Source organism: Psychromonas sp. MME2 (genome assembly GCF_040566515.1).
In the GTDB taxonomy this organism is placed as follows: domain Bacteria; phylum Pseudomonadota; class Gammaproteobacteria; order Enterobacterales; family Psychromonadaceae; genus Psychromonas.
The window spans coordinates 287,643-302,493 of record NZ_JBEWXI010000015.1; the positions used below are offsets into that span (position 1 = coordinate 287,643).

At 40.0% G+C, this 14,851-nt stretch carries 12 protein-coding genes and 2 pseudogenes; 10 read left to right on the top strand and 4 right to left on the bottom strand.

Annotation, left to right across the window (positions count from 1 at the left end; translation table 11 throughout):
- Window positions 1-304: 304 nt before the first annotated feature.
- Entirely contained in the window at window positions 305-1,597 is a 1,293-nt protein-coding gene (locus tag AB1A03_RS16725) for a citrate synthase (RefSeq protein ID WP_354625728.1), read from the bottom strand.
- Between the two features lie 341 nt (window positions 1,598-1,938).
- Here AB1A03_RS16725 and sdhC point away from each other — a divergent pair, with 341 nt between their 5' ends.
- The 8 genes and pseudogenes from sdhC (at window position 1,939) to sucD (ending at window position 11,368) form a co-directional block, all read left to right on the top strand.
- On the top strand, window positions 1,939-2,313 hold the full coding sequence (gene sdhC / locus AB1A03_RS16730; protein WP_354625729.1) for a succinate dehydrogenase, cytochrome b556 subunit: 375 nt from the start codon (window positions 1,939-1,941) through the stop codon (window positions 2,311-2,313).
- On the top strand, window positions 2,307-2,651 hold the full coding sequence (gene sdhD / locus AB1A03_RS16735) for a succinate dehydrogenase, hydrophobic membrane anchor protein (protein ID WP_354625730.1): 345 nt from the start codon (window positions 2,307-2,309) through the stop codon (window positions 2,649-2,651). Before sdhC ends, sdhD begins: the two co-directional genes overlap by 7 nt.
- A gap of 1 nt (window position 2,652) precedes the next feature.
- A complete protein-coding gene (gene sdhA, locus AB1A03_RS16740; protein ID WP_354625731.1) occupies window positions 2,653-4,419 on the top strand; it encodes a succinate dehydrogenase flavoprotein subunit in 1,767 nt (588 codons plus the stop codon).
- A gap of 15 nt (window positions 4,420-4,434) precedes the next feature.
- Window positions 4,435-5,148: a succinate dehydrogenase iron-sulfur subunit gene (locus AB1A03_RS16745; RefSeq protein WP_354625732.1), complete on the top strand. Its 714-nt coding sequence runs from the start codon at window positions 4,435-4,437 to the stop codon at window positions 5,146-5,148.
- A gap of 48 nt (window positions 5,149-5,196) precedes the next feature.
- Window positions 5,197-8,011 (top strand): annotated as a pseudogene (gene sucA / locus AB1A03_RS16750) (2-oxoglutarate dehydrogenase E1 component).
- A 46-nt stretch (window positions 8,012-8,057) separates the two neighbouring features.
- Window positions 8,058-9,211 (top strand): annotated as a pseudogene (odhB, locus tag AB1A03_RS16755) (2-oxoglutarate dehydrogenase complex dihydrolipoyllysine-residue succinyltransferase).
- A 118-nt stretch (window positions 9,212-9,329) separates the two neighbouring features.
- Complete coding sequence (gene sucC / locus AB1A03_RS16760; protein WP_354625733.1) at window positions 9,330-10,496, top strand: ADP-forming succinate--CoA ligase subunit beta; 1,167 nt, start codon at window positions 9,330-9,332, stop codon at window positions 10,494-10,496.
- On the top strand, window positions 10,496-11,368 hold the full coding sequence (gene sucD / locus AB1A03_RS16765) for a succinate--CoA ligase subunit alpha (RefSeq protein WP_354625734.1): 873 nt from the start codon (window positions 10,496-10,498) through the stop codon (window positions 11,366-11,368). The genes sucC and sucD overlap by 1 nt, the downstream gene beginning before the upstream one ends.
- A 76-nt stretch (window positions 11,369-11,444) precedes the next feature.
- Here sucD and AB1A03_RS16770 read toward each other — a convergent pair whose 3' ends face one another.
- A complete protein-coding gene (locus AB1A03_RS16770) occupies window positions 11,445-11,780 on the bottom strand; it encodes a DUF3622 domain-containing protein (protein WP_354625735.1) in 336 nt (111 codons plus the stop codon).
- 125 nt (window positions 11,781-11,905) lie between these two features.
- The gene (locus AB1A03_RS16775) at window positions 11,906-12,235 is read right to left on the bottom strand and encodes a VF530 family protein (RefSeq protein WP_354625736.1); all 330 of its coding nucleotides are present in this window, start codon (window positions 12,233-12,235) and stop codon (window positions 11,906-11,908) included.
- Window positions 12,236-12,348: 113 nt separating this feature from the next.
- Here AB1A03_RS16775 and AB1A03_RS16780 point away from each other — a divergent pair, with 113 nt between their 5' ends.
- Complete coding sequence (locus AB1A03_RS16780) at window positions 12,349-13,107, top strand: AAC(3) family N-acetyltransferase (protein WP_354625737.1); 759 nt, start codon at window positions 12,349-12,351, stop codon at window positions 13,105-13,107.
- 70 nt (window positions 13,108-13,177) lie between these two features.
- On the opposite strand, the gene AB1A03_RS16785 is transcribed toward AB1A03_RS16780, so the two are convergent.
- Entirely contained in the window at window positions 13,178-13,570 is a 393-nt protein-coding gene (locus tag AB1A03_RS16785) for an Imm51 family immunity protein (RefSeq protein ID WP_354625738.1), read from the bottom strand.
- A gap of 351 nt (window positions 13,571-13,921) precedes the next feature.
- Here AB1A03_RS16785 and AB1A03_RS16790 point away from each other — a divergent pair, with 351 nt between their 5' ends.
- Window positions 13,922-14,839 carry an AAA family ATPase gene (locus AB1A03_RS16790; protein ID WP_354625739.1) on the top strand — a complete coding sequence of 306 codons (918 nt, stop codon included), beginning with the start codon at window positions 13,922-13,924 and terminating at the stop codon, window positions 14,837-14,839.
- The last annotated feature ends 12 nt before the right edge of the window (window positions 14,840-14,851 follow it).

Consider the following 14,851-nt stretch of genomic DNA (forward strand, 5'->3'; position numbering starts at 1 on the left):
GTTGTAATTTTCGCAAAGGGAATAACCATTTACGTCAAATTACGCCTTGAATTAAGCTGTTTTTCCTGCGCAAAATCTAGATCACATACTTACCGGAATTGGTATAATCAAGCTACTTTAAGATGAAAAATCAGCAAGCCAACACCTGTAGCTATACTAGAGATAAAATTGAGCTTGGATAAATCTGCATTGCAATTATCGCATCTTACGTCTTAATCTCGCTTACTTTTCCTCTACAAGCGATGACCAGTATATTATCAAGATTGATATTATACCGGCCAAATGTAGTTGATAGAACTAGCTTTTACTCATTTCGGTCATTTACATTTTCAAAACGTAGGCCGGTTTCACCTGTATATAATTGGCGAGGGCGACCAATACGTTGTCCTGGTTGATCCAACATCTCTTTCCAATGAGATACCCATCCTACAGTTCGTGCGATAGCAAATATAACGGTAAACATGGACTTTGGAATACCCATTGCTTTTAAGATAATACCAGAGTAAAAATCTACGTTAGGGTAGAGTTTTTTAGCAATAAAGTATTCATCTTCAAGTGCGATGCGTTCAAGTTCCATTGCAACATCAAGTAGTGGATCTTTTATTTGTAAGTCGTTTAATACTTCATAGCAAGTTTTACGCATTACTTTAGCACGAGGATCGTGGTTTTTATAAACGCGATGTCCAAATCCCATTAAGCGGAAAGGATCATCCTTATCTTTTGCCTTAGCAATAAATTCTGGAATACGGTCAACGGTGCCAATTTCTTCGAGCATGTTAAGACAGGCTTCATTAGCACCACCATGTGCAGGTCCCCATAACGAGGCGATACCCGCTGCAATACAAGCAAATGGATTAGCACCCGATGAACCCGCTAAACGTACTGTTGAGGTTGAAGCATTTTGTTCATGGTCTGCATGTAAGATAAAAATCTTATCCATCGCGAGTTCCAGTACAGGATTTACCTTGTACTCTTCACAGGGAACTGCAAACATCATTTTTAAAAAATTACCCGCATAGGAAAGTGTATTATCGGGATATACAAATGGTTGACCATGAGAATATTTGTAACTCATTGCGGCCAATGTAGGCATTTTTGATATAAGTCGATATGCCGCAATTTCACGATGTTGTTCATTAGTGATATCGAGTGAATCGTGATAGAAAGCCGATAGTGCGCCAACAACACCCACCATGATTGCCATTGGATGTGAATCACGGCGAAATCCTGAATAGAGTTTGGCAAGTTGCTCATGGATCATGGTGTGATGTAATACCACGCTATGAAATCGATTGAACTCTTCCTTATTTGGCAGTATTCCGTTAAGCAATAAGTAGCAAACTTCGAGATAATCTGATTTTTCAGCGAGTTGCTCAATAGGGTAACCACGATGTTCAAGAATGCCTTTATCACCGTCAATGTATGTTATTGCAGATTTGCAAGAGGCTGTTGCCATGAAACCGGGGTCATAGGTGAAATAGCCAGCTTTCCCTAAGCTGGAAATATCAATGACATCATTACCAGCAGTGCCTTCTAAGATTGGTAGCTCGATGGGTTCCTGTCCTGGTAAGTGCAGTATTGCCTTTTTATCTGTCATTTATCGCTCCATCATATGTAGTCTATTTAATTACTGATAGCATTTTTACAGACTAAAATAGAGATTGTCAATTTTAACATATCTACTTTGGGATCTGCCAAAAGCGGCTATTTATGAATATAGAAACATAAATATATAGCTTAATAAGAGATTGAAAGTAGATAAATAGATTAAATGAGTGGGAAGAAAATAAATTTGTAATTAATGTCACAATTTGAAATTTTGATGACACCCCATGACACTATTACAGTGATTGTTTAGTTACAAAAGATTAACATTGTGCTAACAATAGGTTGTTCAAAATAAGCCATTAATATTCATCAGACAAAAGAGATAAAATTGTGCATAAACAGAGACCTAAAAACTTGGATTTAACAACAGTTGCATTACCTGTAACTGCAACTGCATCTATTTTACACCGAATTTCTGGCATCATAGTATTTATTGCTTTAGCCATTTTTCTGTCTCTGCTGAGCTGTTCATTAGCATCAGAGGCCGATTACGATCGCGTACTTGCATACTTCGATATGTTTGTCGTTGAATTTATTATTTGGGGGGCATTAACTGGCCTTGCCTATCACGTTGTGTTTGGTATTCGACACATGATTCAAGATTTGGGATATTGGGAAGAACTTCCCTGTGCAACGCTTAGTGCTAAAGTCGGTTTTGCAATCACCCTATTATTATCTATTTTATCGGGAGTTCTAGTATGGTAAAGGTCGCAGGAACATTTGGCAGAAGTGGTGTTCATGATTATATATTGTTACGCGCAAGTGCAATTATCATGCTCGCTTACCTGCTTTATTTGTTAGCATTTATCTCTTGTGCAGATGCCACATTCAGTGTGTGGAAAGGTTTTTTTGATCTAACCTTTACCAAGGTTTTCACGCTATTCGCGCTAATTGCCATGCTTATACATGCTTGGATTGGTATTTGGCAAGTACTGACGGATTATGTAAAACACAGCTTATTACGTGGTTCATTACAGTTTTTATTAACATCTATTGCATTTATATATGTGTTATTCGGTTTTGTAATTTTGTGGGGTATTTAACGTGACGCTTCCTATTCGAGAGTTTGATGCAATTGTAATTGGTGCCGGTGGTGCAGGAATGCGTGCCGCATTATCTATTTCTGAGCAAGGTAAAAGCTGTGCGCTAATCAGTAAAGTTTTTCCGACACGTTCACACACCGTTTCTGCGCAGGGGGGGATCACCGTCGCATTAGGTAATTCTCATAAAGATGATTGGCAATGGCATATGTATGACACTGTTAAAGGGTCTGATTATATTGGCGATCAAGATGCCATTGAATACATGTGCAAAACCGGGCCAGAGGTAGTTCGCGAGTTAGAGAATATGGGCTTACCTTTTTCACGTTTCGAAGATGGTTCTGTTTATCAGCGTCCCTTCGGCGGACAATCTAAAGAATTTGGGGGTGAGCAGGCATCACGCACAGCAGCCGCTGCAGACAGAACTGGGCATGCGTTATTGCACACTCTATATCAACAGAACATTAAAAATAAAACGACGGTTTATTCTGAGTGGTATGCCTTAGACTTGGTAAAAAATGATGACGGTGATGTGGTTGGTTGTACAGCCATTAATATAGAAAATGGTGAAGTCGTGATGTTTAAGGCACAGGCAACTGTCCTTGCAACAGGGGGAGCTGGGCGTATTTATGCCTCTACTACGAATGCGCACATTAATACTGGAGACGGTGTCGGTATGGCGCTGCGTGCTGGGGTGCCGGTACAAGATATGGAAATGTGGCAGTTCCATCCAACGGGTATCGCAGGTGCTGGTGTTTTGGTCACAGAAGGGTGCCGTGGCGAAGGTGGCTATCTATTGAATAAAGACGGGGAGCGTTTTATGGAACGTTACGCACCTAATGCAAAAGATTTAGCTGGACGAGACGTAGTAGCACGTTCGATTATGATCGAAATTCGTGAAGGGCGGGGATGTGAAGGCCCTTGGGGGACTCATATTAAATTAAAGCTTGATCATTTGGGAAAAGAGGTTTTAGAAAGCCGTTTACCCGGTATTTGTGAGTTATCCCGAACATTTGCCCATGTTGATCCCGTTAAAGAACCCATTCCGATTATTCCAACTTGCCATTATATGATGGGGGGAGTACCGACAACAGTTAATGGTCAAGTACTGAAAATGGATGAACATGGTAAAGATATCGAGGTAAAAGGTCTTTTTGCTGTCGGTGAAATAGCCTGTGTGTCAGTGCATGGGGCAAACCGCTTAGGAGGAAATTCACTGCTCGATTTAGTTGTGTTTGGACGTGCGACGGGCAAACATTTAGGTAAAGTGTTAAGCCAGGAAAACAGAGCTAAAGAGCCTACAGAGCAAAATATTGAATCTGCTTTAGTGCGATTGAATCGTTGGGAAAATGGAACGGGTACGGAAGATCCTGTGCAGTTACGTAAAGATTTACAGGAGTGTATGCAAAGAAACTTTTCGGTTTTTCGAGAAGGTACTGCGATGGCGGAAGGTCTTGCTGAGTTAGCTGTATTACGTGAACGTCTACAGAATGCAAAATTAAGTGATAAAAGTACAGAATTTAATACTAATCGTATTGAATGTTTAGAGCTTGATAACTTGATGGAAACGGCCTATGCAACCGCCATGGCTGCAAATTATAGAACAGAAAGTCGTGGTGCTCATAGTCGCTTTGATTTCCCAGACCGCGATGATACTAACTGGTTACATCACAGTATTTATAATCCTGAAACCAAGAGTATGTGCAAAAGAGATGTGAATATGACGCCGCTATTACGTGACCCTTTTCCACCTAAAGCACGTGTTTACTAAATAAGGTTAATTGTTATGAATGTTAATTTTTCTGTTTATCGTTACAATCCCGATATCGATTCTGCTCCATATATGCAAAGCATGTCATTGGAGATTGCTGAGGGATTGGACATGATGGTACTCGATGCATTAATCGCCTTAAAGGAAGTCGATCCAACATTGTCTTTTCGTCGCTCTTGTCGTGAAGGGGTTTGTGGCAGTGATGGTGTAAATATTAATGGTAAGAATGGATTAGCCTGTATTACACCACTTTCCGATTTATTAAACAAAGGTGAAATAACGCTTCGTCCATTACCGGGATTACCAGTAGTCCGTGACCTTGTTATCGATATGAGCCAATTCTATACACAGTATGAAAAAATTAAGCCATACTTGATCACTGATGAAAGGCATCCACCCGTTGGTGAATTTAAACAGTCTCCCCAACAGCGTGAAAAATTAGATGGATTATATGAGTGTATTTTATGTGCTTGTTGTTCAACCTCTTGCCCATCATTTTGGTGGAATCCTGATAAATTCATCGGTCCAGCTGGATTACTAGCCTCTTATCGCTTTTTAATTGATAGTCGTGATAGTGCAACTGAGCAACGTCTTGATGATCTTGATGATGCATTTAGTGTTTTTCGTTGCCATAGTATTATGAATTGCGTTAGTGTTTGCCCTAAGGGATTAAATCCCACTAAGGCTATTGGCAAAATTAAATCGATGTTGTTGCAACGAGCCATTTAGTGGCGATAGTAATACATTTAATTGATAAGAAATATTTAAGGAATTTTCATGCCAAATAATGTGATGGAAACATGGTTAGCCTCATCTCATCTTTCCGGGGCAAATTCCACTTATATTGAAGCGCTATATGAATCATATTTAGATGACCCTTTGGCTGTTGATGCTAATTGGCGCGCGGTATTTGATGAATTGCCAAAAGTAAGTGAATTACCCGAAGAAGCTCATTCCGTTATTCGTGAGCAAATTAGAGAATCGGCCAAAAAACCTAAATGCTTTACACCACCTAAAGGTGCCGTGCACAACGACGCAAAGCAGGTGCAGGTTTTACAACTCATTGGCGCGTACCGTAACCGTGGACATGAGGTCGCAACACTTGATCCACTTGGTTTAAGTAAAACAGAAACCGTGACTGATTTAGATCCCTTTTATCATGAGTTAGAAGGCTCTGATCTTGATGCAAGTTTTAATGTTGGCTCCTATGCGGCTGCCAATGAAACGATGATACTGCGTGATCTACTTACGTCATTAAAAAGCACCTATTGTGGTTCGATAGGTGTTGAATATATGCATATCACCAATTCAGACGAGAAGCGTTGGCTGCAAAATCGCATTGAATCTTGCGAAAGCCGTCCTTCGTTTAGCGAAGAAGCTAAACACCGTTTTCTTGAAGAGCTGACAGCAGCAGAAGGTCTTGAGCGTTATATAGGCGCTAAATTTCCGGGTGCTAAACGTTTTTCATTAGAAGGTGGTGATGCGTTTGTGCCAATGCTTAAGGAATTGATACGCCGTGCTGGAGAGCAGGGGGCACAGGAAGTTGTATTAGGTATGGCACATCGTGGTCGTCTTAATGTTTTAGTTAATGTTTTAGGCAAAAAACCTAATCTATTATTTGATGAATTTGCTGGTAAACATAGTGAAGTGCATGGCTCTAGTGATGTAAAATATCATCAAGGTTTTAGTAGTGACTTTAAAACCCCTAAAGGTAATGTACATTTATCACTGGCGTTTAATCCTTCCCATCTAGAGATTGTTAATCCGGTTGTATTAGGTTCTGTTCGTGCTCGACAGGAGCGTTTGCATAGCGTCGGTGAAAGTGTCTTACCCATCACGGTGCATGGTGATTCGGCGATTGCTGGGCAGGGGATCGTACAAGAAACATTTAACATGTCACAAGCGCGAGCATTTAAGGTCAGTGGAACCGTCCGTATCGTGATTAATAACCAAATTGGTTTTACTACCTCTAATCCTCAAGATACACGTTCTACTCGCTACTGTACGGATATTGCTAAAATGGTACAGGCACCCATTTTTCATGTTAATGGTGATGATCCTGAAGCGGTTATTTTAGCAAGTCAAATAGCCCTTGATTTCCGTAATAAATTCAAACGCGATGTGGTTATCGACTTAGTTTGTTACCGCCGTCATGGGCATAACGAAGCCGATGAGCCAAATGCCACTCAGCCTGTGATGTACCAAAAAATTAAAAAACATCCAACACCACGTGAAATTTATGTCGCACAACTAGAACGTGAAGGGGTCATTGAACAGGGGTACGCACAGCAAATTATTGAACAATACCGTACCGCTTTAGATAATGGCGAGTGTGTTGTTAAAGAATGGCAGGCAATGCAACGCCCCTCCGTTGATTGGTCTCCTTACCTTAAACACGATTGGGATTCACACTATGATGCGCATTTCTCTAAGGAACGCTTACTTGAGTTAGCCAAAATTATTAGCAGTTATCCTGAAGATCATTTACAACATTCACGTGTTAAGAAAATTTATGCCGACCGTCAATTGATGGCGCATGAAGAAAAACTTTGTGACTGGGGATTCGCAGAAAATCTTGCCTATGCAACGCTACTCGACTCTAAATATAACATTCGTTTAGTTGGCCAAGACTCAGGACGTGGTACTTTTTTCCATCGTCATGCTGTGCTACATGAACAAAAAAGAGGGCAGTTCCTATACACCGTTGAAGAATATATCTGATCAACAGGGACACTTTGATGTTTATGACTCTGTTTTATCTGAAGCGGCAGTGCTTGCTTTTGAATATGGTTACTCTACTGCAGCGCCTAAAGGATTATGTATTTGGGAAGCACAATTTGGTGATTTTGCGAATGGTGCGCAGGTTGTTTTTGACCAATTCTTGTCATCAGGTGAACAAAAATGGGGACGTATGTGCGGACTGACCGTGCTGCTACCTCACGGTTATGAAGGTCAAGGACCAGAGCATTCATCGGGACGGTTAGAGCGCTATTTACAACTCTGTGCTGAGCATAATATGCAAGTGTGTGTCCCATCAACGCCGGCACAGATTTATCACATTTTACGACGTCAGGTTGTTCGCTCTATGCGTCGACCGCTAATCATTATGTCACCGAAATCATTGCTACGTCATCCTTTAGCGGTTTCTAATTTAGATGAATTAGCATCGGGCACATTTCAAAATGCGATTGCAGAAATTGATAATATAGATAGCACTTTAGTGGATCGCGTTATTTTATGTAGTGGTAAAGTTTATTATGAATTATTAGAAAAACGACGCGATGTTGGTCTTAATAATATTGCCATTATACGTATTGAGCAGCTATACCCGTTCCCCGTAGATCAAGTTAATCAGATTCTGGCTGATTATGCACATGTTAAAGATTTTGTCTGGTGCCAAGAAGAACCTCAAAATCAAGGCGCGTGGTACTGCAGTCAGCATCATTTTAGAAGTGTATTACCTGAAGGTGCAAAATTGCATTATGCAGGAAGAGAAGCCTCAGCATCAACGGCAGTCGGCTATATGTCGCTACACATGAAGCAGCAAAAAGCATTGGTCAATAGCGCTCTTGCGATAGAGCAAGAGTCATAGAGTCTCTAATTTTATAATCCAAATTTATATGTAGGAAGCATTAATTATGATTGATATTTTAGTTCCAGAACTTCCCGAGTCGGTGGCTGATGCTACAGTTGCTGTTTGGCATAAACAGGCTGGTGATTACGTTGAAAGAGATGAAGTACTCGTTGAAATTGAAACCGATAAAGTAGTTTTAGAGGTACCTGCAACGGCATCGGGAACATTACAGGAGATCATTGAAGCAGAAGGCTCTACCGTATTATCGAAACAATTACTCGGTAAATTAGTCGCAGGTGAAGCACCAGAAAAATCGAATATTATTGAAGAAAAAGCTCTCGTTGCAGATGCAAGCCCCTCGGTGCGACGTTTGATGCATGAGCACGGCATTGATGCTAGGCAAATTAAAGGCTCTGGCAAAGGTGGGGTGATAACCCGCGAGGATGTAGATAACTATCGTGAATTAAAAAATAAAAATGCAACACCTCCGCAGGTTGATATTGTTGCAGCGGTTGCTGCCCGTAGTGATAAACGTGTCCCCATGACGCGTTTACGTAAGCGTGTCGCAGAACGCCTATTAGAGGCTAAAAATTCAACGGCAATGTTAACCACCTTTAATGAAGTGAATATGAAGCCAATCATGGATCTTCGTAAACAGTATCAAGATGTCTTTGAAAAGAAACATGGTATTCGTTTAGGCTTTATGTCTTTTTATATTAAAGCCGTCACGGAAGCATTAAAACGTTTTCCTGAAGTAAATGCAGCGATCGATGGTGATGATATCGTCTATCATAACTTTTTCGATATCAGTATTGCCGTTTCTACACCGCGTGGGCTTGTAACACCCGTGTTGCGTGATACGGATACGCTAAGTGTCGCTGATATTGAAAAAGGCATCAAGGCATTAGCAATTAAAGGCCGAGATGGTAAATTAACCGTTGATGAGATGATGGGGGGAATTTTACCGTTACCAATGGCGGTGTATTTGGCTCTTTATTATCAACTCCTATTATTAATCCACCACAGGCTGCTATTTTGGGAATGCATAAAATTCAAGACCGTCCTATGGCCGTCGATGGGAAGGTAGAAATTTTACCGATGATGTATTTGGCATTATCCTATGACCATCGTTTAATCGATGGTAAAGAGTCAGTTAGCTTTTTGGTAACAATCAAAGAGTTATTAGAAGATCCTACTCGCTTGCTATTAGATATATAACTAAATATTGTGAATAAATCTCTTTATTAACAATAGATTAGATTTTAATAAAGTATTGCGTCAGTACAGGCGGTCTATATAATAGTCGCATAATATAAATAACAAATGGAAATATATCATGAATTTGCATGAATATCAGGCAAAGCAACTGTTTAAAGAGTATGGTCTCCCTGTACCGAAAGGAATGGCATGTGAAAGTGCAGAGCAGGCCGTTAATGCAGCTTCTCAATTAGGTGGTGATCGTTGGGTTATTAAATGCCAAGTTCATGCTGGTGGCCGTGGTAAAGCGGGTGGCGTTGAGTTAGTAAATAGTAAAGATGCATTACGTGACTTTGCCCATAAATGGTTAGGTAAAAACCTAGTTACTTACCAAACAGATGCAAAGGGACAACCCGTAAATAAGTTATTGGTAGAGGCGTGTAGCGACATTGCCAATGAACTTTATTTAGGTGCGGTCATTGATCGTGCTTCGCAACGAGTCACTTTTATGGCATCAACCGAAGGTGGTGTTGAAATTGAGAAAGTGGCAGAAGAAACACCTGAGCTGATCCATACCGTTTTAATTGATCCATTAGTTGGTCCTCAAGCTTATCAAGGTCGTGAATTGGCATTCAAATTAGGCCTTTCTGGCAAACAGATCGGTCAGTTTACAAAGATTTTTCTTGGTTTAGCAAAAATGTTTACTGATAAAGATTTAGCTTTGCTAGAGATTAATCCATTAGTTGTGACGGGCAGCGATGACCTAATCTGTTTAGATGGAAAAATCAGTATCGATGCTAATGCAATGTATCGTCAAAGTTTATTACATGAAATGCATGATACAACTCAGGATGATGAACGTGAAATTCACGCTGCACAGTGGGAGCTTAATTATGTCGCACTTGATGGCAATATAGGTTGTATGGTCAATGGTGCTGGTCTTGCGATGGGAACGATGGATATCGTCCATTTACATGGTGGCAAACCTGCTAACTTCTTGGACGTTGGCGGTGGTGCAACTAAAGAGCGTGTTACTGAAGCCTTTAAAATAATTCTTTCAGATGACAAAGTAAAAGCAGTGCTAGTTAATATTTTTGGTGGCATTGTACGTTGTGATTTAATTGCAGAAGGTGTTATTGGTGCGGTTGCTGAGGTCGGTGTATCCGTTCCTGTTATTGTTCGTCTTGAAGGCAATAATGCAGATTTAGGCCGTAAAATTCTTGCTGAATCTGGTCTTAATATCATTGCAGCGACATCTCTAACGGATGCTGCTGAACAGTCAGTAAAAGCGGTAGGTGGCAAATAATGAGCATTTTAATAAATAAAGATACCAAAGTAATTTGCCAAGGTTTTACTGGTGGCCAAGGAACTTTCCATTCTCAACAAGCTATTGAATATGGTACGCAGATGGTGGGTGGTGTTTCGCCTGGTAAAGGCGGACAAATCCATCTTGGTTTGCCTGTTTTCAATACGGTACGTGAAGCGGTAGAAAAAACGGGCGCGACGGCTTCTGTTATCTATGTGCCTGCGCCTTTTTGTAAAGATGCCATTTTAGAAGCGATTGATGCAGGTATAAAGTTAATCGTTACCATCACAGAGGGGATCCCAACGCTTGACTTGGTTGATGTAAAAATTAAGTTAGATCAAGCGGGTGTGGTGATGATTGGGCCAAACTGTCCCGGTGTGATAACCCCTGATGAATGCAAAATTGGTATTATGCCTGGTCACATTCATAAAAAAGGTAAAGTGGGCATTGTTTCTCGCTCTGGTACATTAACCTATGAAGCTGTAAAACAGACAACTGACGAAGGTTTTGGTCAATCAACCTGTGTTGGTATTGGTGGTGATCCAATTCCGGGTTCAAATTTCATTGATATTCTTAAATTATTTCAAGAAGATCCTGAAACTGAAGCGATCGTAATGATTGGTGAAATAGGTGGCACAGCGGAAGAAGAAGCCGCGGCATATATTAAAGCGCATGTTACTAAGCCTGTTGTTTCTTATATCGCTGGTGTTACTGCGCCTGCAGGCAAACGTATGGGCCATGCCGGTGCGATTATAGCGGGTGGTAAAGGTACTGCTGAAGATAAATTTAAAGCGCTAGAAGATGCGGGTGTTAAAACCACCAAGTCTTTAGCTGAGATCGGTAGTGCTTTACGCGAAGTGACTGGCTGGTAAGTTACTGGATTTTATCCCATAAAAAAACCGCGTAATTTCGCGGTTTTTTTGTCTTTCAATTTCTGCTGATTAATTGTTAATCTTCTAATTCTTCTTCGTCATAGGCTTCTAATGCTGCTAAACGCTTTTTCTCATACGCTGCAGCTGACGCTTCTTTTTCAGCGGCTATTTTCGCGGCAAGTTCATTACGAGCAGTACGTTTTTCAGCTTTGCGTTTATTACCTAACTGTAGGTTTTCTAAAAAGCCTTGTAACTCTTGTTTTGCCCATTGTTCTGCAAGCTCTTCTGTTTCGAAGCCTTTCATTCGTTTAGAAACACTTGTTCTACGCGCAGTAACACGACGCGTGATCTCTGCGTGCCACTGATCACCATCTTGGGTAATACGGTAATCGAATTTGTTTTCTTGTGCCATTGTGGTTATTTCCTAGTACTTAAATTATTTATCTGTTTATTGGTATTGGTTTAATACTGCAGAGAATAAACAGTAATATAGAATTTTAACATATAAAGATATTTATACTGAGTGTTAATTTTAGCTTATTTATCTTTTAATGTTGGCCATGTAAAACCCTTCGATTTTATCGGCGTGTTTTCTGAAGGGACTCTTTTAGTTTCAAGAATAGCGTTAATTAATTTTTTACAAGCGGGATTGTTTTTATGGAACGTTTTTAAGTATAAAATTTCAACTTTGCTACGTGCCCATGGTGTTGTGCGCAAAAACTTTAAGCTTGATTTAAAACGAGGATTACTGAGAAAACAATTGATATTGAGTAGTTGACCCATCTTTTCCCAACCTAATTCTTTCTCAAGTTCGATAAGAATTTGCTCAAGTTTAATGCCATGAAGCGGATCATTACTATTAGTCATTATGCAGCCCAAAAGAAAAAGCCTATTGTAGCAGTATCATTAAAGGTTAGCACAAGATATAAAGTGTTAACTATGCTAAATTTGCTGAAGAGATTACAAACATGGTAATAATCATGCAAAACAAAGCAACATTGTTAAATGAGTTACAAGTCGCGGCTATAGATCCCACGGGTGTCTTACTGATTCACTCTTCTATGAAAGCACTAGGCGAAATAGAAGGGGGAGCTGAAACTGTTATTAATGCCTTTAGCGAATATATGCAAAATGGATTATTAATCATACCGACCCATACATGGGCACCACACTGTAACAGCGATAATCGCTATGATCCCGATACAGAGCCTGCTTGTACTGGTATACTTGGCGAACTATTTAGACAATGCAACGGGGTCGTGCGTTCTCTACATCCTACCCATTCAGTCGCTGCATTAGGTGATGATGCCGAAGCGTTTATTGCTGGCGAAGAACAATATGACACGCCCTGTCCACCCAATGGTGTGTGGGGAAGATTAGAGCAGTGCGATGCACAAATACTCTTTCTTGGCTGTCCGTTAAGTAAAAATACCTTTATTCATAGCATTGAAGAGAAATTTAATATTCCACTTAGGCTTAGTAAATCATTTAGCCAATATCAAATAAAAAATGGGGCTGAATGGATCTCACGTCCAATGCGTAAACATGAGTCACCCTGCGGAGATATTTCGCTCAATTACGCAAAATTATTACCAGTTTTCTTACAAAGAGGCGCAGCAAAACAGGTCACCATAGGCGAATCGATAAGTTATTTATGCAGTGCTAATCAGATGGCTGCAATATGTGGAGAATATCTTATAGATGATCCTGATTTTTTTGCACATGCTAATATGGAATAAGCTTTTAATGAGAGGTGAAGGTGGGCGTTGTTATGAGTAGTGAATTTTGATTCACTACTCATAGGGATTTTTACTCTATATAGCCGCCTTTTGTTGCGATATCGACCATCTTATTACGAAAGTTAATGTCTGCAGATAGTTTTTCAATAATGCTCTGCACTTGATTTGCAGCTGCTTCATCTTTGGTATAAGCAATGAAAGAGCCACCTTCAGGAGAAAAATCAACTTGTGGTGATAAATCAGGAGATTCCGTACTCAGAGCAGCCCTCACTAATGCCGCCCATGTATATCCGCTACCTTGTAATCCTGCATCAGAAAAATACGTATCAGTGCTGGTTTTATAATTAAAATATTTTATTGTGTACTCTGCACCGTTTTGTTGAACTGATAAATTTTCATCTAGATCATTTGCCAAAACGTTAACAGAAAGCATTGTTAAAATGAGCAAAATAATTTTTTTCATAGTGGTACTCCTAAAAATTTACGCTTTGCTTGAGTTTATAATAGGTAATTTATGCCAATAATCTTGGTCTAAATTAAGCCTATAATAGTTAAAAATTTGTAACAAACATTTTAAATAATTTATCAAACCTAGGTTAGGTTTATGAGCTTTAAATATGTTTAATATGGTGTATATATCAATTTTTTACTTAAATGAGTGTAATAAAGAAAAGTCCATGGGACCGAGGAAATAGATTAAAACTGCAGTAAGTGACACCGACTGATCTATTGTGTGCTATTGCTTTATGCTAAATTAATTTAACAGCTCTATAATTAAAACATCGCAGTTCAGGAACTTAGCTAAGGCGTGTTGATGCATCATAAAATTACCGATATCTGCAAACAATTAAATAGTATCTTGCTCGGCAAGGAAGATCAGACCGAGTTAGCTTTGATTTGCCTACTTGCAGGAGGTCATCTGTTAATTGAAGATCTGCCGGGTATGGGCAAAACAACCTTGGCTTCAGCGTTGGCACAAACACTTGGGTTGGACTATCAAAGGGTACAATTTACCAGTGACATGTTGCCTGCGGACATTCTTGGTGTCTCTATTTTTGATACGCACAAACAGCAATTTACTTTTCACCAAGGGCCAATTTTCACACAGGTATTATTAGCCGATGAAATTAACCGTGCCAGCCCTAAAACACAAAGCGCATTACTGGAGGCGATGGAAGAGAAACAAATTTCCATTGATAGTGAAACCTATCCTTTACCGGCACCGTTTTTTGTCATCGCAACACAAAATCCATTAGATCAAGCGGGCACCTTTCCATTACCGGAATCGCAATTAGATCGTTTCATGATGCGTATTGAGCTTGGTTTTCCTAGTGTCGAGGCTGAATTGCAAATGCTCAAGGGGCATTCTGCCAAGGATCAAAAAAATACGATTCCAGCCATTATCAATGTTGCCGAACTACAGCAGATGCAAGTTTCAGTTGGTCAAATTAAAGCGAGCGAGGAGGTTTTGTATTATTTATTACGTCTGATTAATGAAAGTCGCTACAGCGGTATGGCTGCTAACCCTTTATCACCGCGTTGTAGTAAAGTGTTATTGCAGGCCGCAAAAGCAATGGCTTTTGTCAAACAGCGCGATTATGTTATCCCCGATGATATTCAAGCTGTTTTCGTTGCGGTGACCGACCATCGTTTAGCGGGTGTTAACAGTGATAAGCAAGGCAGTAAAGCGCTCAGTCAAACCTTGCTTGATAGTGTTGATCCGCTCGCTTAACTTATGAATTAT

Excerpts from the sequence above, each read along its gene's own strand:
- AB1A03_RS16745 (WP_354625732.1), top strand. The coding sequence starts at position 4,435 with ATGAATGTTAATTTTTCTGTTTATCGTTACAATCCCGATATCGATTCT.
- AB1A03_RS16790 (WP_354625739.1), top strand. The coding sequence starts at position 13,922 with ATGCATCATAAAATTACCGATATCTGCAAACAATTAAATAGTATCTTG.
- sdhD (WP_354625730.1), top strand. The coding sequence starts at position 2,307 with ATGGTAAAGGTCGCAGGAACATTTGGCAGAAGTGGTGTTCATGATTAT.
- AB1A03_RS16780 (WP_354625737.1), top strand. The coding sequence starts at position 12,349 with ATGCAAAACAAAGCAACATTGTTAAATGAGTTACAAGTCGCGGCTATA.
- sucD (WP_354625734.1), top strand. The coding sequence starts at position 10,496 with ATGAGCATTTTAATAAATAAAGATACCAAAGTAATTTGCCAAGGTTTT.
- AB1A03_RS16785 (WP_354625738.1), bottom strand. The coding sequence starts at position 13,570 with ATGAAAAAAATTATTTTGCTCATTTTAACAATGCTTTCTGTTAACGTT.
- AB1A03_RS16775 (WP_354625736.1), bottom strand. The coding sequence starts at position 12,235 with ATGACTAATAGTAATGATCCGCTTCATGGCATTAAACTTGAGCAAATT.
- AB1A03_RS16725 (WP_354625728.1), bottom strand. The coding sequence starts at position 1,597 with ATGACAGATAAAAAGGCAATACTGCACTTACCAGGACAGGAACCCATC.
- AB1A03_RS16770 (WP_354625735.1), bottom strand. The coding sequence starts at position 11,780 with ATGGCACAAGAAAACAAATTCGATTACCGTATTACCCAAGATGGTGAT.
- sucC (WP_354625733.1), top strand. The coding sequence starts at position 9,330 with ATGAATTTGCATGAATATCAGGCAAAGCAACTGTTTAAAGAGTATGGT.